The 20,346-nt window shown below is 39.5% G+C and carries 19 protein-coding genes and 1 riboswitch; of the genes, 9 read left to right on the top strand and 10 right to left on the bottom strand.

The features are described 5' to 3' along the window. Positions 1-83: 83 nt before the first annotated feature. Entirely contained in the window at positions 84-521 is a 438-nt protein-coding gene (locus DDE80_RS02505; RefSeq protein ID WP_108306110.1) for an IS5 family transposase, read from the top strand. Between the two features lie 21 nt (positions 522-542). On the opposite strand, the gene DDE80_RS02500 is transcribed toward DDE80_RS02505, so the two are convergent. Continuing rightward, positions 543-1,706 (bottom strand): DUF418 domain-containing protein, encoded by a 1,164-nt coding sequence (locus DDE80_RS02500; RefSeq protein WP_108306109.1) that lies wholly within the window; start codon positions 1,704-1,706, stop codon positions 543-545. 100 nt (positions 1,707-1,806) lie between these two features. On the opposite strand from DDE80_RS02500, the gene DDE80_RS02495 reads away from it, so the two are divergent. Both DDE80_RS02495 and DDE80_RS02490 read left to right on the top strand, forming a co-directional pair. Further along, entirely contained in the window at positions 1,807-2,487 is a 681-nt protein-coding gene (locus DDE80_RS02495) for a response regulator transcription factor (protein WP_108306108.1), read from the top strand. After that, a complete protein-coding gene (locus DDE80_RS02490; protein ID WP_108306107.1) occupies positions 2,488-4,095 on the top strand; it encodes a sensor histidine kinase in 1,608 nt (535 codons plus the stop codon). 65 nt (positions 4,096-4,160) lie between these two features. Here the strand turns inward: DDE80_RS02490 and DDE80_RS02485 are convergent, their stop codons facing one another. Then, positions 4,161-4,454, bottom strand: coding sequence for a hypothetical protein (locus DDE80_RS02485; RefSeq protein ID WP_108306106.1), 294 nt, complete (start codon positions 4,452-4,454; stop codon positions 4,161-4,163). A gap of 152 nt (positions 4,455-4,606) precedes the next feature. Here DDE80_RS02485 and DDE80_RS02480 point away from each other — a divergent pair, with 152 nt between their 5' ends. Together DDE80_RS02480 and DDE80_RS02475 are read left to right on the top strand one after the other, a co-directional pair. Next, positions 4,607-6,247, top strand: coding sequence for a methyl-accepting chemotaxis protein (locus tag DDE80_RS02480; RefSeq protein WP_108306105.1), 1,641 nt, complete (start codon positions 4,607-4,609; stop codon positions 6,245-6,247). A 157-nt stretch (positions 6,248-6,404) separates the two neighbouring features. Further along, the gene (locus DDE80_RS02475) at positions 6,405-8,015 is read left to right on the top strand and encodes a long-chain fatty acid--CoA ligase (RefSeq protein ID WP_108306104.1); all 1,611 of its coding nucleotides are present in this window, start codon (positions 6,405-6,407) and stop codon (positions 8,013-8,015) included. 174 nt (positions 8,016-8,189) lie between these two features. On the opposite strand, the gene trpB is transcribed toward DDE80_RS02475, so the two are convergent. Next, positions 8,190-9,347, bottom strand: a complete 1,158-nt coding sequence (gene trpB / locus DDE80_RS02470) for a tryptophan synthase subunit beta (RefSeq protein WP_108306103.1) — start codon at positions 9,345-9,347, stop codon at positions 8,190-8,192. Positions 9,348-9,525: 178 nt separating this feature from the next. Further along, entirely contained in the window at positions 9,526-10,008 is a 483-nt protein-coding gene (locus DDE80_RS02465) for a QueT transporter family protein (RefSeq protein ID WP_108306102.1), read from the bottom strand. A gap of 6 nt (positions 10,009-10,014) precedes the next feature. Continuing rightward, a riboswitch (PreQ1 riboswitch) is annotated at positions 10,015-10,059 on the bottom strand. A 278-nt stretch (positions 10,060-10,337) separates the two neighbouring features. Between DDE80_RS02465 and DDE80_RS02460 the strand changes: the two genes are divergently transcribed. Genes DDE80_RS02460 through DDE80_RS02450 form a run of 3 tightly spaced genes read left to right on the top strand, consistent with a single transcriptional unit; the run spans position 10,338 to position 13,184 of the window. Further along, the gene (locus DDE80_RS02460) at positions 10,338-11,354 is read left to right on the top strand and encodes an ABC transporter substrate-binding protein (protein ID WP_427901789.1); all 1,017 of its coding nucleotides are present in this window, start codon (positions 10,338-10,340) and stop codon (positions 11,352-11,354) included. A 20-nt stretch (positions 11,355-11,374) separates the two neighbouring features. Then, complete coding sequence (locus tag DDE80_RS02455; protein ID WP_108306101.1) at positions 11,375-12,397, top strand: ABC transporter permease; 1,023 nt, start codon at positions 11,375-11,377, stop codon at positions 12,395-12,397. Continuing rightward, on the top strand, positions 12,390-13,184 hold the full coding sequence (locus DDE80_RS02450) for an ABC transporter ATP-binding protein (RefSeq protein WP_108306100.1): 795 nt from the start codon (positions 12,390-12,392) through the stop codon (positions 13,182-13,184). Before DDE80_RS02455 ends, DDE80_RS02450 begins: the two co-directional genes overlap by 8 nt. A 41-nt stretch (positions 13,185-13,225) precedes the next feature. Here the strand turns inward: DDE80_RS02450 and ilvA are convergent, their stop codons facing one another. Beyond that, positions 13,226-14,488: a threonine ammonia-lyase IlvA gene (gene ilvA / locus DDE80_RS02445; protein ID WP_108306099.1), complete on the bottom strand. Its 1,263-nt coding sequence runs from the start codon at positions 14,486-14,488 to the stop codon at positions 13,226-13,228. Positions 14,489-14,662: 174 nt separating this feature from the next. Here ilvA and DDE80_RS02440 point away from each other — a divergent pair, with 174 nt between their 5' ends. Next, positions 14,663-15,394 carry a TerC family protein gene (locus tag DDE80_RS02440; RefSeq protein ID WP_235612259.1) on the top strand — a complete coding sequence of 244 codons (732 nt, stop codon included), beginning with the start codon at positions 14,663-14,665 and terminating at the stop codon, positions 15,392-15,394. Between the two features lie 44 nt (positions 15,395-15,438). Here DDE80_RS02440 and DDE80_RS02435 read toward each other — a convergent pair whose 3' ends face one another. The 5 genes from DDE80_RS02435 to DDE80_RS02415 form a co-directional block, all read right to left on the bottom strand. Continuing rightward, the gene (locus DDE80_RS02435; RefSeq protein WP_161952251.1) at positions 15,439-16,305 is read right to left on the bottom strand and encodes an FAD:protein FMN transferase; all 867 of its coding nucleotides are present in this window, start codon (positions 16,303-16,305) and stop codon (positions 15,439-15,441) included. A gap of 61 nt (positions 16,306-16,366) precedes the next feature. After that, positions 16,367-17,563, bottom strand: coding sequence for a sensor histidine kinase (locus tag DDE80_RS02430; RefSeq protein ID WP_108306096.1), 1,197 nt, complete (start codon positions 17,561-17,563; stop codon positions 16,367-16,369). Then, positions 17,563-18,231, bottom strand: a complete 669-nt coding sequence (locus DDE80_RS02425) for a response regulator transcription factor (RefSeq protein ID WP_108306095.1) — start codon at positions 18,229-18,231, stop codon at positions 17,563-17,565. Before DDE80_RS02425 ends, DDE80_RS02430 begins: the two co-directional genes overlap by 1 nt. A 75-nt stretch (positions 18,232-18,306) precedes the next feature. Next, positions 18,307-18,657 (bottom strand): PH domain-containing protein, encoded by a 351-nt coding sequence (locus tag DDE80_RS02420; protein ID WP_161952250.1) that lies wholly within the window; start codon positions 18,655-18,657, stop codon positions 18,307-18,309. A gap of 258 nt (positions 18,658-18,915) precedes the next feature. Next, entirely contained in the window at positions 18,916-20,265 is a 1,350-nt protein-coding gene (locus tag DDE80_RS02415; RefSeq protein WP_108306093.1) for a YjiH family protein, read from the bottom strand. Positions 20,266-20,346 lie beyond the last annotated feature (81 nt).

Here is a 20,346-nt window from a genome sequence, read left to right as displayed (position 1 = left end):
ATCGAACCTGATTTTGAAAACGTAAGCATCGATTCAACAAGCGTTCGCGCTCACCAACATAGTGCGGGGGCAAAAAAAACGCCATCGATACCGAAGTTGCCCAACACATCGGTGTAAGTCGTGGCGGAAAAACAACGAAAATCCATGCCATTGTGGATGCGTTAGGCAACCCATTGTTATTTCAACTAACAGCTGGAAACGTGCATGATAGCCAACCTGCTTGTGATATGTTCGACCAACTTCCAATCGCGGGCAGTAACGTATTAGGTGATAAAGCGTACGGTACAAAGGCGATTCGCGACAAACTGACAAGTAAAGGCGCACCTTATACGATTCCACCACGTACGAACGCCAAAGAACCGTGGTCTGTCGATTGGCATCTCTACAAAGAGCGTCACGTAGTCGAATGCTTTTTCAATAAAATCAAACACTTTCGCGGAGTGGCAACCCGTTACGACAAATTAGCCACTTCTTTTTTGGCATTCGTTTATATCGCTGCGATTTTCAAATTGACGCAATAAGGTAGAGTTTTTAGACACGTCCTAGTTTTTAAATGAAAAATTCGTCCACATACGTAAAACATATTCTAATGGCCCACGTTTAGCAAATTGTAAATACCAGCGGCTAATAATAGCTTGTAGTGTGTAAATCACAAGCCCAAGCAGTACGCCTTGCCATACAGCTAATTTATTAAATAAGCTAAGACCGTAGCCATAAAAAATTGTAGTACAAATGACACTTTGCATAATGTAATTTGTGAGTGAAAGTTTGCCAACACTCTCGATATATGGTGCGATTTTTTGTATGGCTGTGCTATGGTAAATCATCGCAAAGAGTGCGATATAACCAACAGCTAATAAGTTGGCCCCAAACAAGCTAAGTGTCATGCTAAAGCCATTTTCTTCTCCTAGGTAAATACTGCTGGCTTTTAAAGCTAAACCGACGGGTACAAAAAAGCTAAGTGTGCGATACCATTTTTGTTCTTGATTCATCTTAGTAAAAGCATTAATTTTTGCTAGCCCTATGCCCAGTAAAAATAAAGGAGCATACATAATAGGTGCAAGTATCATTGCAATTAGCATAAATACCCCTGCGCTTTCGTCGTCTCCAAACATAGGAATATCCACATTATTACGGAAGTCATAAATGGCTGCGTATGAGCCGTTTTGTAATACCTCATTTTCTTGTTTCATATAATCTACCATTGCAGGAACTTCGGTCATATCTGCTTCTCCAACAGGTGTCATACTTGATCCAATACCTAAAATTAACATTAAAGCAGTAAAAATACCTGCCCAAATAAATAAAGTTTTGGCCTTACGGTTAATAAATGGGATAAGTAATAGTGTCATAATCCCGTACGAAAATAAAATATCGCCATCCCAAATAAAGCGACTATGCAGTAGACCTAGCACAATTAAACCAATAGCACGACGTAAAATCGTCCAACGACTTTTCGTTTTACGACGGCGTACAGCGTCAATCATCTTAATAAGAGAAAAACCAAAAAGTACGGTGAAGATTGGGAGGAAGCTATGTTCAATAACAACCTGTACGACATGCAACACGCCTGTATCAAAGCGGTTTAAGGTAAGGGTATCTTTGTTAAACATCCCAAATTGAAAAATTAGCATATTGGCAAGCAAAATACCGAGCAGACTCAGCCCTCGTAACCCGTCAATAAAAGTAACACGACAATTATTCATAATTATAAGCTCCTTGTGATAAGTTAATAGTAACTTTAAAGGATGGAGCTTATGTTAAGGTAATCTCTATCTTAAACTAATCTTAAAATGAGGGATGCTTGTGTTAGAGACGAAAATTTTAGTCGTAGAAGATGAAGCGGCTATTGCAGATATGATTGAAATTATTTTACGTAAAGAAGGTTTTAAGCATGTTACAGTGTGTGGTAGTATGGCGTGTGCTTTGCAACAGCCACTAGCGGATTTTTATATGCTTGATGTAATGCTACCTGATGGTACAGGGTTAGCTATTGCCGAAACGCTACGCACCAAAACAGATGCGCCTATTTTCTTTTTATCGGCTAAAGTTAGCGATGCGGACAAATTAAAAGGTTTTATGAGTGGGGCTGATGATTATATTACGAAGCCTTTTAACCCGTTAGAGTTAGTAGCACGTGTTAAAGTGCACCTTGCTCGCTATCATAAGCAAAGTGTCAGCAAAAATAATTATGTTTTTTCTAATTTTACATTTAATGTAGATGCAGCTGAGTTAACGGTAAATGGTCATACAGAAATGTTGAGTGGGCGTTTATTTTATTTATTGCAGTATTTATGTGAGCATGCGGGGCAAGTGTTATCAAAGGAGCAAATTTATAATCATGTGTGGGGAGATCCTATTTATGATGACAATACAATTATGGTGCATATTCGTAAATTACGAGAAAAAATCGAGGCGATGCCAAGTAAACCTAAAGTCATTATAACGGTGCGTGGCATTGGCTATAAGTTGGTCGGTGAGCGCTAAATGAGGCAGCTAAACCTACTGACATTACGCTTTGTTCTATATTTTACTATGTTTTATATTATGATTATCGCCGCATTACTATTGACGGTTGGTATTATTATTACCTATGAAACGAAGCGGCACGGGGCTGATATTTTATTAGTTGAGCCTTTTGAAATTGAAGAAAGTGTTTATAAAGATCAACAGGGAAATTGGGTAATTGATGAAGGCTTTGCTTTACAAGCCGCTCAAAATGATGGCGAACTATATTTAATGACACCTCAGCTAGACATGCTAGTAACAACAGATGCGGACTGTACACTATGCAAAGAGGACTGGACAACGCTGAAAAATCGTAAAATTAAGCGTTGGGATTATCAGGGCAATGTACTTTATTTTATCGCAAATGATCCATTTGTAGGACGCACGTCTGATATTGTACAAGCATTGTTAACGAGTGAAGCATCACCCGAACTCCTTACTTTGTTACAACAAGAAAAAATTACAGCAGAGCATTATATTAATAACGAACGAGTTGCTTTTTTAGGCGATAAACGTTCTGTATTAAGCCCTGCTGATTTTATTGAAACGGAAGCACTTACTTTTGAATATAAGGAGCACCGTGCAATACTTCGCCAAGCAGACGACTCTATTATCGTGTTGCGTACACCTAATGAGTTACAGCGTACATTTGCTGAGTTAATGAGTGAAGTGAGTAAAACAAGTGTTGCTGTATTTGTTATCGTTCATATTTTATTATTAATCGGCGTTATTATTATTTCGTTAATGATTTCGAGCCGCTTTGTGCGCCCAGTGCGCTATATTTTATCCCGTATTGAACGTCTAGCTCAGTTTGATTATGCCAAGCCTACGAAAAATCCTTTGTATAAATCAAAAACAAAACGCCTTAAGCGGAAATACAATTTATATCAACCAGTTGATGAATCTTTAAATAATTTAACTACACGTCTTGCTTATAATGAACGTCAAATTAAAAATAGCGAAAAGTTACGTGAAGAATGGATTACGGGGTTATCTCATGATTTAAAAACGCCTTTAAGTTCGATTTATGGTTATTCCGCTATGCTTAACTCTGATTATGAATGGTCGCAGCAAGAGGTACGTCACTTTGCGGCAACTATGCAAGAGAAGGCAACTTATATGGATGCGTTAATTAAGGACTTAACATATACGTATCAATTAAAAAATAAAGCAATTACGCTAACACGTGAAGCGATTAATTTAAAAGATTGGTTGCCTCAGTTTAGTGACGAAGAAGTAGAAGTACAAGTACGTGAGCCAGCGATAATTGAAGCCGATAAATTATTAATGCAACGTGTGTTAGATAATATTATTACCAATGCTAAAAAGCATACGCCTGCACATACAAGAGTGCTAGTGAAGGCACAAGAAAACGTAATTACCGTGCGAGATTTTGGTACGGGCATCCCTCAACATGAGCTAGATAATTTATTTGAGAGCTATTACCGAGGAACAAATACTACTAGTGACAGTAGTGGTACAGGCTTAGGGCTTGCGATTACCAAACAGCTTGTAGAACTACACGGCGGTACAATTACTGTAAACTCAAGTGAGCAAGGCACATTATTTACCATTACTTTGCCATAACAAACAGACTAAGATTAGTAGCACAAACCATGGCCTTGGTTTGTACTACTAATCTTAGTCTGTTTTTATTGTTTATAACCTGCACGTCGCAACACTTGCATAAAATAAAAGCGGTACGTATTTTGTACGAATGTTTCTAATGGTAGCCCTACATCTAATTGGTACTTTGTAAAGATAAAAAAGAAATGTTTGTCCCATTTTAACCGTAGTAATTGCCCTGCTTCTTCACCGTATTTCTGTGTAAACTCCTCAATTAGAGGCTCAATCATAACGGCGCAATGCTCCTTTAAATGTAGTAAGGCATCGGCATCTTTATCTTGTTGAAATTGTTTAATCCATTGTGTGACTTGAGCGTCCATATAATCACCTTCTATGAGTTTCTTCATATAGTATACGCTATTTTTTTATTTTTATCTTTAGTGCAAACTTAACGAAATTTTTACATAGCACTAACATCATAAAGATACATAGCGTTTATGATAAATAGACAAGTGTATGAGGAGTTAAAAATATGAATTTACTGCGTTACGTACAAGTAAAAGACAAATTAGTTGTACTGATGTTTATTTGTGTCATTTCTAACGTTTTATTAGGTGTTTTTAGCATGGACTATTTAAGAAAAATGTCGTGGCAAGCGACAAGTACATATGAACAAGCATTGGAGCCACTCATTTGGCTAAACGAAATCGAAGAGACGCATCAACTGCTTAATAAAGCAGCTATGGGTAATGAAGCTGTACCACAAATGCATGCAGCAGTCACGCGTTGGAAAGGGCTTAAATTAGATAATAAAGTACCGCTATTAGCTAAACAATATGAGAAAGGTTTTGAGCAACTACAACAAATGGTTAATACTAAGCCAAGCGATACCACCTGGTATGAAACGACGTTTTTGCCAGAGAGTGAACGCACTTTTGCCATTTTGCGCGATACGAGTGCCCATATTGTTGAAGCAGCGACTACTAAACGTGCAAACTATGAAAAAGATATCGCGTTCGGTTACAAATTACTCGGTACAGTAAGTTTATTTGTCGTCATACTTGTTATCGGTATGAGTATAGTAGCTACACGCGCTGTCCACATTCCCACACAAGAGCTGAAAAAGTTATTGAAACGAGCGGAGCAAGGCGACTTTACCTCAATGGCGACGTACAGTGCTCGTGATGAATTAGGGGATGTTATGCTGTCTTATAATCAAATGGTTACGCAAGTCCAAACGCTATTAGCAACGGTACAGACGACAGCAAGTGATGTGACACAAGTAGCGGATACGTTAGAGCAAACTACTTCTACAACGACCGCCTCTACTAAGCAAATTGCAGCGCATATTGAGCGTATTTCACAAGCTACTGTACAATCTAGTGCAGAGCTCAGTACGAATGAAGCGTCTTTACAAGAAGTAGAGCAAGGGATTGAACAAATTACGGCTCGCATGCAAGATGTGGCACAATTTGCTGATTATACATTGCATGAGGCACAACAAGGTACGTCTATTGTCAGCCATAATATGACGCAGATGAAGCATATTCAGCAATCTGCTGAAAAATCAAGCAAGGCTGTGCAAGAGATGGCTAATCGTTCTAGCGATATCGAAAAAATCGTCGATGTTATTACAGCGCTAGCTGAACAAACGAACTTATTAGCGCTTAATGCCGCAATTGAAGCTGCTCATGCTGGAGAACATGGTAAAGGTTTTGCTATCGTAGCAGATGAAGTGAGACATTTAGCAGAAAAATCGATTCACTCTACAAAGTTAATTACAACGATTGTGCGTGATATTCAGGCGGCGTCCTCTGACTCAGTTATTATGATGGATGAGGTTGTCGGAGCAGCAGCTAAAGGTGTCACGATTACTTCACAAACTGCCACTACATTTAGCGATATTTTTAAGCAGGTAGATAATATGAAACCACATGTTGTTGAAGTCTCACATACGTTAGAAGAAATTTTACATCATACGGCGCAAGTAGCTGAGGCAGCGACCGCTTTAACAACATTCGCGCAAGAAAATGCTAGTTATGCACGTGATGTGGAAAAATTAACAGAGGATCAAATGCGACAGATGCATACGCTTTATCAAAATGCAGGCGCAATAGCTAAAGTGTCTAAACAATTACATCATGCGACAGCACGATTTGTCGCCAAGGCTTAGCGTAAAGCTAAGTCTTTTTTTGTAGCTAAAACGTAAAATAGCTAGAAAAAATAAAAAATTCATTGATTAACCGCTTAAAAGCTGACTATAATATAATTATCCAAATATTATATAAATTTGGAACAAGGGGAATAAAACCAAGGGGGATGGGATAGTTATGATGCAAACACCATTAGTACTAACGGACTTTTTACATCGCGCAGAAACATATTTTTCGCAGAAGAAGATTATTTCGCGCACAAGTGACAAACATATACATCGTATTACATACGGAGAGTGGGCAAAGCGCACACGCCGTTTAGCACATGCATTAACAACATTAGGTATGGAAAAGGGGATGAAGGTTGGCTCATTTGCTTGGAATCAACATCGCCACTTAGAAGCGTATTTTGCAGTTCCTTGTAGCGGAGCAGTTTTACATATGGTTAATATCCGTTTATCTGAGGATGATTTAGTTTATATTATTAATCACGCAGAGGACGAAATTTTATTAATTGATGTCGATTTATTGCCAACGATTGAAGCAATTGCATCGCAGTTAACAACAGTAAAACATTATATTATTATGACGGATGAGGCTTTACCAGAGACGACCTTACCGAATGTTCATTGTTATGAGCAGTTGTTAGCACAGGCAGATGAAGCATTTGAGTTTCCGACAGACTTACAAGAAGATGATCCTGCAAGCATGTGCTATACAAGCGCAACGACAGGCCGACCTAAAGGGGTAGTATATACACATCGTGGGTTAGTACTACATAGCATGATGCTTAGTATGGTAGATTCAATGGGCATTTGCGAGGCAGATAAAACAATGCCGATCGTACCAATGTTCCACGTAAATGCATGGGGCATTCCTTTTGCGAGTGTAAATGTAGGAGCAACGCAAGTATTAGTAGGACCTAATTTCACGCCAGAAATCATTTTAGATATGATTGAGGCAGAAGGTGTAACTTTAACAGCAGGCGTGCCGACAATTTGGTTAAGTGCGCTGCATATTCAAGAAAAACAAGCCCGTGATATTAGCTCGCTACGTGCTATTTGTTGTGGTGGTTCGGCTTCACCTCAACATTTAATTCGTGCTTTTGAAGAAGACTATAATATCCCGTACATTTCTGCCTATGGTATGACAGAGACGACACCAATTGTAGCGATGTCAAATTATCAATCATGGATGGAAGATTGGGAGACGGATGACAAAGTAGCCGTACGTACTACACAAGGGATGACGATGCCATGCATTACTTCAAGCATCATTAATGAAAATGGCGAGGTACCTTGGGACGGTGCTACGATGGGTGAGCTTCGTTTACGCGGGCCGTGGATTTCGCATGAATATTATAAAGATGAGCGTACCGTAGATGCTTACCGTGATGGTTGGCTATATACGGGAGATATTGCTGTACGCACGCCTGATGGTTTAATTAAAATTACAGATCGCACAAAAGATTTAATTAAGTCAGGTGGCGAATGGATTTCTTCTGTCGATTTAGAAAACGCGCTCATGTCGCATCCTAATGTTTATGAAGCAGCAGTTATCGCAGTGCCACATGCAAAGTGGCAGGAACGACCATTAGCCTGCGTTGTACTTAAAGAGGGTACCGATGTAGCGAAAGAAGAGTTATATGCTGTACTAGAACCACATTTTGCAAAGTGGTGGATGCCTGATGACATCGTATTTTTAGACGAAATTCCTAAAACGTCTGTTGGTAAGTTTTTAAAAGCTAAATTACGCGAAAATGTAGCTGAAATTTATCCTATGCTTTAATGAACGAAGAGGCTAGGACATAACTCGATTTTTTGAGAAAATATAAAAAACACTTGTTCATTTTCTTAGTTTTTTTCTTAGTTTTTTTCTTAGTTATATTTATTAAAAGCAAAAAAATGTGAGATGATTTTAAAAATCATCTCACATTTTTCTTTTGTTCCAGCCACTTTTTTGTTAGGATAGCATGTCAAACACTTGCTCAACATCCTTATCACCGCGACCAGACACGGTAACGATAATACTTTCGTCAGGGCTAAGTGTTGGCGCTAATTTTAGCGCGTGTGCAATGGCATGTGAGCTCTCTAGTGCTGGAATAATGCCTTCTTCGCGTGACAATACTTTAAAAGCATCCAGTACTTCTTCGTTTGAAATCGTAACATACTCTGCACGTCCAATCTCTTTTAAGTAAGAGTGTTCAGGACCACAACCAGGGTAGTCAAGCCCAGCGGCAATAGAATAGGTAGGAAGCGGGTTACCTTGCTCGTCTTGTAGTACATAGCAACGGAAACCGTGTAACTCAGCGGGTACACCTTCATTTAAAGAAGCTGCTTGGTCAGGCTCCACACCAATTAAACGTACATCCTCATCATCGATATAATGTGCGAATGAACCGATGGCGTTACTACCTCCACCAACACAAGCTACTACAGCTGCAGGAAGCTTACCCTCTTTTGCTAAAATTTGCTCGCGGCTCTCTTCACTAATTACTTGTTGGAAGTGCTTTACCATTGCTGGGAATGGATGCGGACCAACTGCAGAGCCTAATAAATAAAAGGTATGGTCGTAGTTTTCGACTAAATCAGCAAATGCTGCGTCAACGGCCTCTTTTAAGCGACCTTGCCCTTCTGTAACGGCAACTACTTTAGCGCCTAACAACTCCATACGGAATACATTTAGTGCTTGGCGTTTCGTATCTTCCTCGCCCATATAAATTGTGCAGTCCATACCAAACATAGAGCATACTGTAGCGGTTGCTACACCATGTTGCCCAGCGCCTGTTTCGGCAATTACACGTTTAGCACCCATGCGCTTCGCCAATAAAATTTGTCCGAGGACATTATTGATTTTATGTGAACCTGTATGATTTAAATCTTCGCGTTTTAAATAAATCTTCGCGCCACCTAAGCGTTTAGTTAAATTATCAGCTAAATAAAGCGGTGACTTGCGACCAACATACTCTTCAAAGTAATAATATAATTCCTTGTTAAAGTCTACGTCATCTTTGTATTTTTGGAAATTTTCGTCCAAAATATCAAGCACCTTTTGTAAATCCTCGGGCACAAAGCTGCCACCAAATTGCCCATAATAACCTTTTGTCTGTACTGTACTCATCTCATCTGCACTCCTCAAGTTGCCCTTGCATTACTATATGCAAGCGACGCTGTAGTAATTTTTCTCATAATACCGACAATTGTCAGTTAAGTCAAATTAATTGAAACGCAAGTATGAGACTAAACGTAAAAAGAACATAATAAAAAGGCTTGTGCGGCGCACAAGCCTTTTTGCATGTTTATAACATATTTTTAAAATCTAAACGCTTGTTAAGCGTATACATAATCGGTGCACCAATAGCTAGCACGATTAACTCGCCGCCAGCGACAAATAGCCATGTTAATAAAAATGGTAAGTTAAATACGAGTACGAGCTCTAAAGCAATGATAAACATAGTGAAAGTGAAGAGCAACGTCATAATAGCAAGGCGTGCTTTGATATTAGGTACAAATTTAAAAATAATAATAGCAAGTCCAAGCGTAATGACAGAGTGCCCTACACCAAATGCTAAATCGATAGGTCCTAATTCAGATCCTAAATTTGAAATAAATACACCGAGAATCACCCCAGGCATAAATAACGGATTAAAGGCGATAAGGTGATTAAAAATTTCAGGTATGCGGAACTGCAGTTCACCGAAAGCAATGGGTTTTACAGCGAGTGCTAGAGCAACATATAAAGCTGCTACGGTAGCATTGACAGCTAATAGCTTAATTTTCATATTTTTTTCTCCTTAGTTTTTTTTCGTGGGATGGTTACGAACCACGTTGAGCAAAGTAATATTCTAATATAGTAGGCGTATGAAGTCAATTTGAAGGAAATTTCAGTATATTAATACACTAAAATAAAAAAAGTTTTTTAATTATATTAAAAAAGTAATTAAGGCTAGGAATTAGGCGATTTAGTGGTTTAAAGCGGCGAATCGCTCCAAAAACAAAAATAATTTACCCCGATAAAGTGTCAGAACATTTGAAACCCTTGTTGACGAACGTTTTAAAGCACTGTAATATAGCGATAAATTAGTAATTGAGACATAAGGGGGACATCAAGATGATGAAGAAATCAAACTGGCTAACATTGCTGCTACTTTCTATCGTGCTCGTACTTGCAGCATGTGGTGGCGGAGATAAGGCTACAGAACAGCCGAAAGAAAATGATGATGAAAATAATAATTCGACAGGAAATGGCGAATCCTATACAGTGGGGATCTCACAAATTGTTGAGCATCCATCACTAAATGCAGCAACAGAAGGCTTTAAACAAGCGCTTAAAGATTCTGGATTAGATGTAACATTTGACGAGCAAATTGCACAAGGTGATAACAGCCTTAACACAACAATTGCTACAAACTTTGTAGGTAGCGATGTTGATTTAATTTTTGCTAACTCAACACCTTCTGCACAAGCAGCTATGGGGGCAACGAGTGATATTCCTGTCATCTTTACTTCTGTAACAGATGCAGTTGGCGCAGAGTTAATTGAGTCAATGGATAAGCCAGGCAAAAACGCCACAGGCACAATTGATTTGCACCCAGATACAATTAAAAACACAGTAGCTTTCTTAAAAGATGAGCTAGGTGCTAAAAAAGTTGGTATGGTATACAACGCTGGTGAGCAAAACTCAGTAGCACAAGTAGAGCAAGTAAAAGAAGCTGCTAAAGAAGCAGGCATTACAATTGACGAGGCTTCGGCATCAAACTCATCAGAAGTAAAACAAGCAGCTGAATCATTAGCAAGCAAGGTTGATGCGTTTTACATCATTACAGATAACACAGTAGTATCGGCATTGGAGTCAGTAATTGATGTAGGTGAAACAAATGAAATTCCAGTTATCGTAGGCGAATTAGACTCAGTAGCACGTGGCGGCTTAGCAGCTTATGGTTTTGAGTACAAAGATATTGGTTATGAAGCTGGCGAAATGGCAGCGAAAATTTTAAAAGGTGAGGCAACGCCAGCAGAGCTTGCGGCACAATACCCTCAAAACTTAAAATTAGTCGTTAATAAAAAAGCAGCAGACGCACTTGGCATTGAGGTTAAAGATAGCTGGGGCGCAGAAGTGATTGACTAACAACTAGGAGATGATTCGAAATGTTCGTTACAATATTTGGTTCAGTTGAGCAGGGAATCATCTATGCAATTATGGCACTCGGGGTTTATTTAACCTTCCGAGTGCTTGATTTTCCCGATTTAACGGTAGATGGTAGCTTTGTAACTGGCGCGGCAACAGCTGCGATGATGATTGTATTAGGCTATAACCCTGTTATTGCAACACTAGTTGCGATACTTGCAGGTTTTGTAGCAGGCTGTATTACAGGCTTGCTTCATACAAAGGGGAATATTAATCCACTACTATCCGGTATTTTAATGATGATTGCACTTTATTCTATTAATTTACGCATTATGGGCTTTACATTAGAAAATTCTGTAGGGCGTCCTAACATTCCTTTATTAAATGTAGATACGATTTTTTCAACAGTAGCTGCATGGTGGGGCAATTTAGGTATTGATGCTGCTATTACGAGCGCGTTGATGGGACTTGGTTTCGAAAAAGTACCAAAAACATGGAGCGCACTTTTTGTAGGGCTCGTTATTATTATTATCATTAAGCTATTTGTAGACTGGTTCTTAAAAACAGAAGTCGGTTTAGCTATTCGTGCAACGGGCGATAACCAACGCATGATTCGTAGTTTTTCAGCCAATACGGATCGCCTTATTATTTTAGGGCTAGGCTTATCCAATGGTTTAGTTGCGCTAGCAGGCGCACTAATTGCACAAGTTAATAAAGCGGCGGACGTAACGATGGGTGTTGGTATGATCGTAACGGGTTTAGCTTCTGTCATTATTGGTGAAGCAATCCTCGGTACAAAAACGATTATGCGTACGACGTTAGCTGTTATTATCGGTGCGGTTATCTACCGTGTTGTATTAGCGCTAGCACTAAAATCAGGCTTCCTTGATTCAGGTGATATGAAATTAATCACAGCGGTTATCGTTATTATTGCACTGATTTTACCGCAAATGATTGATAAGTATAAGGAGCGCAAACGTAAGGCAAAGCGCCTCGCTGAGATGCGTACAAAAGTGGAGCAAGGAGGTAATGAGCTTGCTTAAACTACAACAAATTCAAAAAACATTTAATGAAGGCACACCTGATGAAAAGGTGGCACTCGGTAATATTAATTTACATCTCAAGCCCGGTGATTTTGTAACCATCATTGGTAGTAATGGTGCAGGTAAGTCAACGATGATGAATATGATTTCGGGGGCATTGACGCCTGATTATGGACGTATTAGCATCGATGGGAAGGACGTCACTGCACTGCCAGAGTTTAAACGCTCACAGTATATTGGACGCGTATTCCAGGATCCTATGGCTGGTACAGCACCTTCTATGACGATTGAGGAAAATATCGCGCTCGCTTATTCGCGTAATAAACCGCGTGGCTTGCGTATGGGCGTGACAAAAAAACGTCGTGATATTTTTAGAACCGCACTTGAGCGTCTGCATTTAAATTTAGAAAATCGTTTAGGCGCGAAGGTTGGCTTATTATCGGGTGGTGAGCGTCAAGCACTGTCTCTATTAATGGCAACGTTTACGCAGCCTTCTATTTTACTACTAGACGAACATACAGCAGCTCTCGATCCATCGCGTGCAACGCTTATTACACAGCTAACGAAGGAGCTCGTTGCGCAAGATCAACTTACGACGTTGATGGTAACGCATAATATGCAACAGGCGCTCGATCTTGGTAACCGCTTAATTATGATGGACAAAGGTCAAATTATTTTAGAAGTAGAAGAACAACGTAAGCCACACTTAACTATTCCAGATTTAATGGCAGAGTTCGAAGCGATTCGAGGCGAAAAAATGAACTCGGACCGCGCGTTATTAGGTTAAAACAAAAAGGCTTGAGCAGACGCTCAAGCCTTTTTTGATGGTTATACGAGTAAGCCAAATAATGTAATATCTTTATTAACTTCTTTATAAGAGAAGCCGAATTTTTGCATGCGCTCGAGTAAACCAGGATAATCATCGCGATGACCAACTTCAATACCAACAAGTGCTGGGCCGCTCTCTTTATTATTTTTCTTCGTGTATTCAAACGTTGTAATATCGTCATTAGGCCCAAGTACATTAGATAAGAACTGGCGCAGTGCACCCGCACGTTGTGGGAAATTAACAATGAAGTAATATAATAAACCTTCGTGAATTAGTGATTTTTCTTTAATTTCTTGCATACGTCCAATATCATTATTACCGCCTGAAATAATAAAGACGACAGATTTGCCTTTAATTTGTTCAGCATAGCTATCAATAGCTGCTACAGATAAAGCGCCTGCAGGTTCAGCGATAATTGCGTGCTTATTGTATAAATCTAAAATCGTCGTGCACACTTTACCTTCAGGAACGAGAACGATATCATCTAAATAGCGCTGACAGACGTTGTACGTATGTTGACCAACGAGTTTGACAGCTGCACCATCGACAAATTTATCAATCCATTCAAGCGCTACAGGGTGCTGTTGAGCGAAGGCTTCTTTCATGCTACCCGCGCCAGCTGGCTCTACGCCGATAATTTTAGTTTGTGGTGATAGATTTTTAACATAGGCAGCAACACCAGACATTAAGCCGCCTCCGCCAATACTCCCAAAAATATAATCGATTGGTTCTTCGATATCATTCATAATTTCTACGGCTACCGTACCTTGCCCCGCGATAACATCTACATCATCAAATGGGTGAATGAAAATCTTTTCATGCTCATCGCAAAACTTAATTGCGCTCTCTGCCGCATCGTCAAATGTATCGCCCGACAAAATAATGTCAACATAGTCACGACCAAACATACGAACTTGGTCAATTTTTTGTTTTGGTGTCGTTTGAGGCATAAAGATGCTAGCTTTAATTTTAAGTTGCGCACAAGCATAAGCTACACCTTGCGCATGGTTACCAGCACTAGCGGCTACTACGCCTGCAGCGCGCGCATCCTGTTCAATTTTTTTGATTTTATAGTAGGCACCTCGTAATTTAAACGAACGCACGTGTTGTAAATCTTCGCGTTTAATATAGATGTTGGCACCATACTTCTCTGATAAGTATTCATTTTTTTGTAGTGGTGTATGTTCAACGACATCTTTAAGAAACTGATGTGCAATTAAAATGTTCTCCACTTGAACGACTGTTGTTTGTGTTTCTTCCATTGTGTCAACCTCCATATTCTATAATAAACATTTATCTATAGTAACATACTTTAAACACTAAAGGTTTGAATATTTAGTTAATTCTAATAAACTTGCGTAACTTAGAAGATGTAAGCGCATTAATCTAGGTGAGAAGGGTATAGATAAGAAAACAAGCAAAAGGAGATGCTACGCATGTGGCAAGAAATTTTAGCCACCTATGCTCAATTTTTTGATTGGCATATGTGGAGAGTCGTCTTAACTGATCCTGTAGCGTGGGGATTGATTTTATCTCTCGTTATTATAGAAGGGTTGCTATCTGCAGATAATGCGCTCGTTTTAGCGGTACTCGTGCGCCATTTGCCTAAAAAACAACGGAAAAAAGCGCTATTATACGGTTTAATTGGTGCTTACTTCTTCCGTTTTATTTTTATCGGGCTTGGTGTTTACTTAGTGAAATTTTGGTTTATTAAATTAGCAGGCGCGCTGTATTTAGCATGGCTCTCCGTTTCTCACTTTAAAAAAAAAGAGCAACCGAATGAAGCTGAGTTTAATAAAAGTTCATGGCTTGTACGTCTGTTTGGTACTTTTTGGGCGACCGTCATAACAGTAGAAGTCATGGACGTGGCGTTCTCAGTGGACTCCATTTTAGCAGCCTTTGCGGTTTCGAGTGAAGTTTGGGTATTATTAATGGGTGGTATGTTAGGCATTTTAGTGATGCGAACCGTCGCTACATTTTTTGTATCGCTCATTGATCGCGTACCAGAATTAGAGACGACGGCATTTTTATTAATTGGTGTAATTGCATTGAAGATGGGATTAAGCGTCGTTGGTATTGAAGTTTCTCACTATGCTTTTTTTGCGGTATTAATTCTCGCATTTGCTTTAACATTTCTCGTGCATATTTTACGTAAAAAACAACAGTAAAAAATACGCGTAAGCTCTTTATTATGAGGAGCTTACGCGTATTTTTAATGCGCTAAGGCAGCTTGTTGTTGCCAGTGATGTGTACCATCTTCATGGACAATGTAACTAGAGAATGGCCCAAGTAACGCCTCATCTGTTAAAAAGCCAAGTTTGGCACTTACTTCACCAGCAGTTAAATCATCGCAAATTACAGTCGTTTGAACGATGTCCGTTTGAGCAGGTTGCCCTGTCTGTCCATTTAAAATGTGATGAATGTGATCGGCTGTCGTTTGCCAAGTACGTTGCAGTCTACTTGAAGTCGCAACTGCGGCATTTTTGACGTGAATCGTCGTCATCACAGATTGATGCATCGGGTGGAGAAGCGGTACTTCCCAAACTTTATCGGTAGTTGACCACATGCGCATATCGTCGCCCCCGATAATTTGACCGTAAGCCGCTTGATAGTTATCTTTCAGCATTGTACAAAGCTGATCGATAAGGAAGCCTTTCGCAAAGCCACCTAAATCTACTTCACCTCGCGCTTGCTTTTTAATCGTGTACTGCGGTAAAAAGGCGAGCGCTGTAACTGGTTTAGGAATGGTGCGTACGGCAGAATGGCGGAACGGGAACGATGTAATATAGCCGTTAGCAATCATTTGTGTGCGTAAATAAGGTGAAAATAAGCCGTTAGTACGCACGTAATATTTATGTGCGCTTTGTAAGCATGTATAAAGTAAAGGACTAATTTGTAATGTATCGCCGATAGCGAGACGATTAATCGTTGCTAATTCATTTTGGTCATTAAAACGCGACCAGTCTTTTTCTAAGGCGAGTAGCCATTGTTTAAGCATAGGTTCTAGTGGCGCGCAGTGCTGAGGAAGTGTAAACGAAAAATCCACATGCATAGCACGGAAAGTAAACGTATGTGTCATTGTGTTTCGTCCTTCCATCTAAATGATAAGTTGAAAGAAGTATACACAACTAAACTGAATTTTATCTGAAAATAGGCAAAGTAATATGGAAAGTTGTGCCTTGTGGCGAGCTCGTTGCGGTAATTGTACCATTATGCTGTTCAATAATTGTTTTAGCAATCGCCAAGCCTAAGCCTGTACCGCCTTTAGCTCGTGCATCATCGCTACGATAAAAGCGCTCAAAAATATGAGGAAGGTCCTTAGCATCAATTCCAATACCGCTATCAGTTAACGTCAAACCTGAGTCATCTAACTTTACGTCAATTGTACCGTCTTGTGTGTAGCGCAGGGCGTTTTCGAATAAAATGTAGAGCACTTGCTGAAGTTTTGCAGCATGACCTTTTACGAATAGCTGCGGTGTAATTTCAGCGTGGATCGGCAGGTGCGTTAAGCGCTGAAATTTTTGCACAGTTGCCCCTACGAGTGCTGAAAAATCGACATTATCGCCCAAAACGAGTGGTGTTTGGTCAGCTCTCGCTAATGTTAATAGTTGCTCGAGTAGCTTTTGCATATGCACGACATCATTTTCAGCATCGCGCAACACTTCTTTACCAAAGTCACTTAACGACTCTGTGCGTAAAATATCTGTGGAGCTTTGAAATACAGCAAGTGGTGTACGGAGCTCGTGTGAGGCATCGGATACAAAGCGCTTTTGCTTGTCGTAAGCTTGTTGGATAGGACGTACAGCACGCCCTGCAAAGAAGTGACTAATCGCGCCAATAAGCAGAGCAAAAAGCAACGTCGCAATGAGCAAAACAGCCAAAGTATTTTTAAAGAAGTTAGCTTGCGTTGTGATTGTTTTACCAGTCAAAATATAGCCGACTTCTCGGTTATTTAACATAAATGGTCTTTTAATGATAAAGAGTGTTTCGTTATCCCATTGGATTTTTTGATAAGGTGTTTCCTCGATAAAGTAAGTAGCGATAACGTTTTCTAAACCATCATATTGTGAATCACCATGAATAAATTGCCCTTCTTCATTATAAATGTAATAAAAAAAGTGGCGTGTAGGATCAATATGTAATACGGGTTCTTTAGCTTGCAGTTGTAATAAAAAATCATGTTGCTCTCGAATGAAAAATGCATTAAGCTCTTCTACTTGCTGTTTGTCCATAACCTTTTGTAAGGCGAAAAACAGCACAATCATTAACAAGCTAACCGCAATTGTAAACGTGATCGTATAAAGTAGGGTCAGTTGATTGCGCATCGAACGAAACATTATATCACCTGCATCTTGTAGCCAACACCGCGTACAGTTTGAATGTAGGAAGTTGCGTTGTCATCAATTTTTTTACGTACGAGTTTAATAAGGGCATCAAGCGCATTGCTCGTGACGTCTTGTTCGAAGTTCCACACATAAGCAATAATTTGCTCACGTGTTAACACATGATTTACATTTTGCATGAGGTAATAGAGCACTAAAAACTCATTTTTTGTTAGCTCAATGCTTTGCTGTTGTTTATGTACGGTGCGTTGTTGAATGTTGAGTGTTAAGTCGCCACACGTCAGCGTTTCGATAATTGCTTTTGTTTTACGACGACTCAATGCGCGAATGCGAGCTAACAAAACATCGCTTTTAAAAGGCTTCACTAAATAGTCATCTGCCCCTTCATCTAAGCCGGTAATCATATCTTCCGCTGCATCGCGAGCAGTAAGCAACATAATGCCGGCTGTGTGTTGTGTCGCGCGAAGTTTTTGACAAACGGCAAGCCCTGATAGTTTAGGCATTAACCAATCTAAAATAATAATGTCAAAAGGTTCGGCTAAAGCGTAGTCAAGTGCCTCTGCGCCGTCTTTTGCGGTCGTCACTTTATAGCCCGCATGCGTCAGTAAATATGTCATATGCTTACGCAATATTTGATCATCTTCTGCAAACAAAATTTTCATCGTCATCACCTCTTACATTAACTATACGCAAAAAAGCTTGCACGACAAGTAGTAACATCGTACAAGCTTCCCTTGTTAAATTTTTTGCTGTACAAAATGAACACAATCAAAAATGTTGGATGATTCAATAGCAGATAAAATCTGCTCATGTCCATCTTGCTGCACGACGACTTGTTGACCGTGTGCGTAATGGTGGCGCGTTTCTATCGCATCAATGTCTTCATAATCATAGGAATCAAATGTTTCGGTCCCAAACTGTTGCGTGTAAAAGGCAAGGCGTTGATTAGTGGCTACAAGCAGGCCCTTACGTTTTCTTCTAGCACTCATGAACGGAAGGTGTACCGTACCGAACAGACTCTGTCGGACCTCCTCGTCTTCCTTCAAGCTGGCGCGAACTAACGATAAAGCATCTTGCTCATTCCTCAAAATAAAACCCTCCTATAATTTAGGTCACTTGAACGGACCTAGCATTATCATAACAAACGCTAAAAAAATAGAAGGTGGGGCATAAGGTATAAAAAGGGTGGAAAATACGCTAATAGTAAACAAAAAAGAAGGTCATCGTAAGTAATAACCGTTTACATTCGCTCGTTTAAGTCTTTAGTTGTGTATTAATAATGAGTAGTAATAACTAGTTAGATGCGGCTTTAGATAGAGAAAAGACATGCCACGAGGGCATGCCTTTTAGAAAAATAAATGCGCCATTAAAGCGATAATTGGTAGTGAAATTACTGTACGTAATAAGAAGATAACGATTAAATCCCAAATTTTTAATGGAATTTTAGTACCTAAAATTAAACCGCCCACTTCTGACATATAAATCAATTGAGTAACAGAAACGGTCGCAATGACGAAACGTGTCATTTCTGATTCAATGCCGCTTCCTAAGATTGCAGGTAATAGCATATCCGCAAATCCAACAACCATCGTTTGTGCAGCTTCGCCTGCCTCAGGAATGTTAAGGGCCGCTAAATAGTATTCAAACGGCTTACCTAAAAAGCTAAATACAGGAGTAAACTCAGCTAATACTAAAGCGATAGTACCGAATGCCATAACGACAGGTGCTACAGCAAACCACATATCTAATACGTTTTTACCGCCCTCTGCCCAAAATGAAGCAAAGTTGCTATTCTTTTTAGCAGAAGTTAAAGCGCGGTCAGTGGCTACTTGTAACAACGGCTCATCTTGTAGTACTTCTTCTTTTTGTTTTGTAGAGCCATCAATATAAGATGCCTCAATTTTACGTAATGGGTAAATGCGCGGCATAATTAAAGCTAACGCTAAGCCTGCGATAATTACTGTGCCGTAAAACTCAAAGAAGTAACTTTCTAAATTTAACTCTTTTAAAATAGTAAAACAAAATGTAATAGAGACGATTGAGAAAGTAGTAGCGATAATAGCTGCTTCTTTTTTCGTATAATTGCCTTGCTCATATTGTTTACTCGTCATTAACACACCGATTGTACCATCGCCAATCCATGAAGCAAGCGCATCAATTGAAGAACGACCTGGTATTTTAAATAAAGGGCGCATAACTTTTGTCATTAACGTACCAAAGAATTCGAGTAAACCAAAGTTTGTTAGGAGCGGTAATAATAACCCTGCGAATAAGAAGATCGTAAATAAAAAAGTTACTAAACCTTCTTCAGGGTCCATTAATAACCCTGCTGTATTAGGATTGTTAATCGCTGCTGGACCAAAGTCAAACACGACCATCGCCGTGAAAATTACAGCGAGTACACGTGTAATTGTCCAAAATAAATTAACACGGAAAAGCTGAGCCGTGAAGCTCGGTGCTTTTAATGTTGTTTTAGGTAAGAATAAATAAATCACTGAGCCTAGTGCCGCAATAACCATAATTGTTAATGCAAACCAACTAATAATAGGAACGACCATGCCAGCGAGTGAATTAGCCATAATAGCAATTGGCACTTTCCATGCGCCTTCAATATTGAGGGGTGTCATAAAAATAAACACGCCAAGTAGTGAAGGTATAAGGAAAAGAAGCCATGAGCCAAGCGAATGTTTTTTCATGTTGATAACCTCTTTTAATGTATGTTTTGTATATTTATACACTATAAAGGTTTTTTATTTGGGTGTCTAGTCCTTTTCACA

It is taken from the genome of Metalysinibacillus jejuensis (assembly GCF_003057615.1).
Classification (GTDB): Bacteria; Bacillota; Bacilli; order Bacillales_A; family Planococcaceae; genus Metalysinibacillus; species Metalysinibacillus jejuensis.
This window is presented reverse-complemented; position numbering and strand designations above follow the sequence as displayed.

Excerpts from the sequence above, each read along its gene's own strand:
- DDE80_RS02485 (WP_108306106.1), bottom strand. The coding sequence starts at position 4,454 with ATGGACGCTCAAGTCACACAATGGATTAAACAATTTCAACAAGATAAA.
- ilvA (WP_108306099.1), bottom strand. The coding sequence starts at position 14,488 with ATGGAAGAAACACAAACAACAGTCGTTCAAGTGGAGAACATTTTAATT.
- DDE80_RS02455 (WP_108306101.1), top strand. The coding sequence starts at position 11,375 with ATGTTCGTTACAATATTTGGTTCAGTTGAGCAGGGAATCATCTATGCA.
- trpB (WP_108306103.1), bottom strand. The coding sequence starts at position 9,347 with ATGAGTACAGTACAGACAAAAGGTTATTATGGGCAATTTGGTGGCAGC.
- DDE80_RS02440 (WP_235612259.1), top strand. The coding sequence starts at position 14,663 with ATGTGGCAAGAAATTTTAGCCACCTATGCTCAATTTTTTGATTGGCAT.
- DDE80_RS02480 (WP_108306105.1), top strand. The coding sequence starts at position 4,607 with ATGAATTTACTGCGTTACGTACAAGTAAAAGACAAATTAGTTGTACTG.
- DDE80_RS02465 (WP_108306102.1), bottom strand. The coding sequence starts at position 10,008 with ATGAAAATTAAGCTATTAGCTGTCAATGCTACCGTAGCAGCTTTATAT.
- DDE80_RS02490 (WP_108306107.1), top strand. The coding sequence starts at position 2,488 with ATGAGGCAGCTAAACCTACTGACATTACGCTTTGTTCTATATTTTACT.
- DDE80_RS02430 (WP_108306096.1), bottom strand. The coding sequence starts at position 17,563 with ATGTTTCGTTCGATGCGCAATCAACTGACCCTACTTTATACGATCACG.
- DDE80_RS02500 (WP_108306109.1), bottom strand. The coding sequence starts at position 1,706 with ATGAATAATTGTCGTGTTACTTTTATTGACGGGTTACGAGGGCTGAGT.
- DDE80_RS02435 (WP_161952251.1), bottom strand. The coding sequence starts at position 16,305 with ATGACACATACGTTTACTTTCCGTGCTATGCATGTGGATTTTTCGTTT.
- DDE80_RS02425 (WP_108306095.1), bottom strand. The coding sequence starts at position 18,231 with ATGAAAATTTTGTTTGCAGAAGATGATCAAATATTGCGTAAGCATATG.
- DDE80_RS02460 (WP_427901789.1), top strand. The coding sequence starts at position 10,338 with ATGATGAAGAAATCAAACTGGCTAACATTGCTGCTACTTTCTATCGTG.
- DDE80_RS02415 (WP_108306093.1), bottom strand. The coding sequence starts at position 20,265 with ATGAAAAAACATTCGCTTGGCTCATGGCTTCTTTTCCTTATACCTTCA.
- DDE80_RS02475 (WP_108306104.1), top strand. The coding sequence starts at position 6,405 with ATGATGCAAACACCATTAGTACTAACGGACTTTTTACATCGCGCAGAA.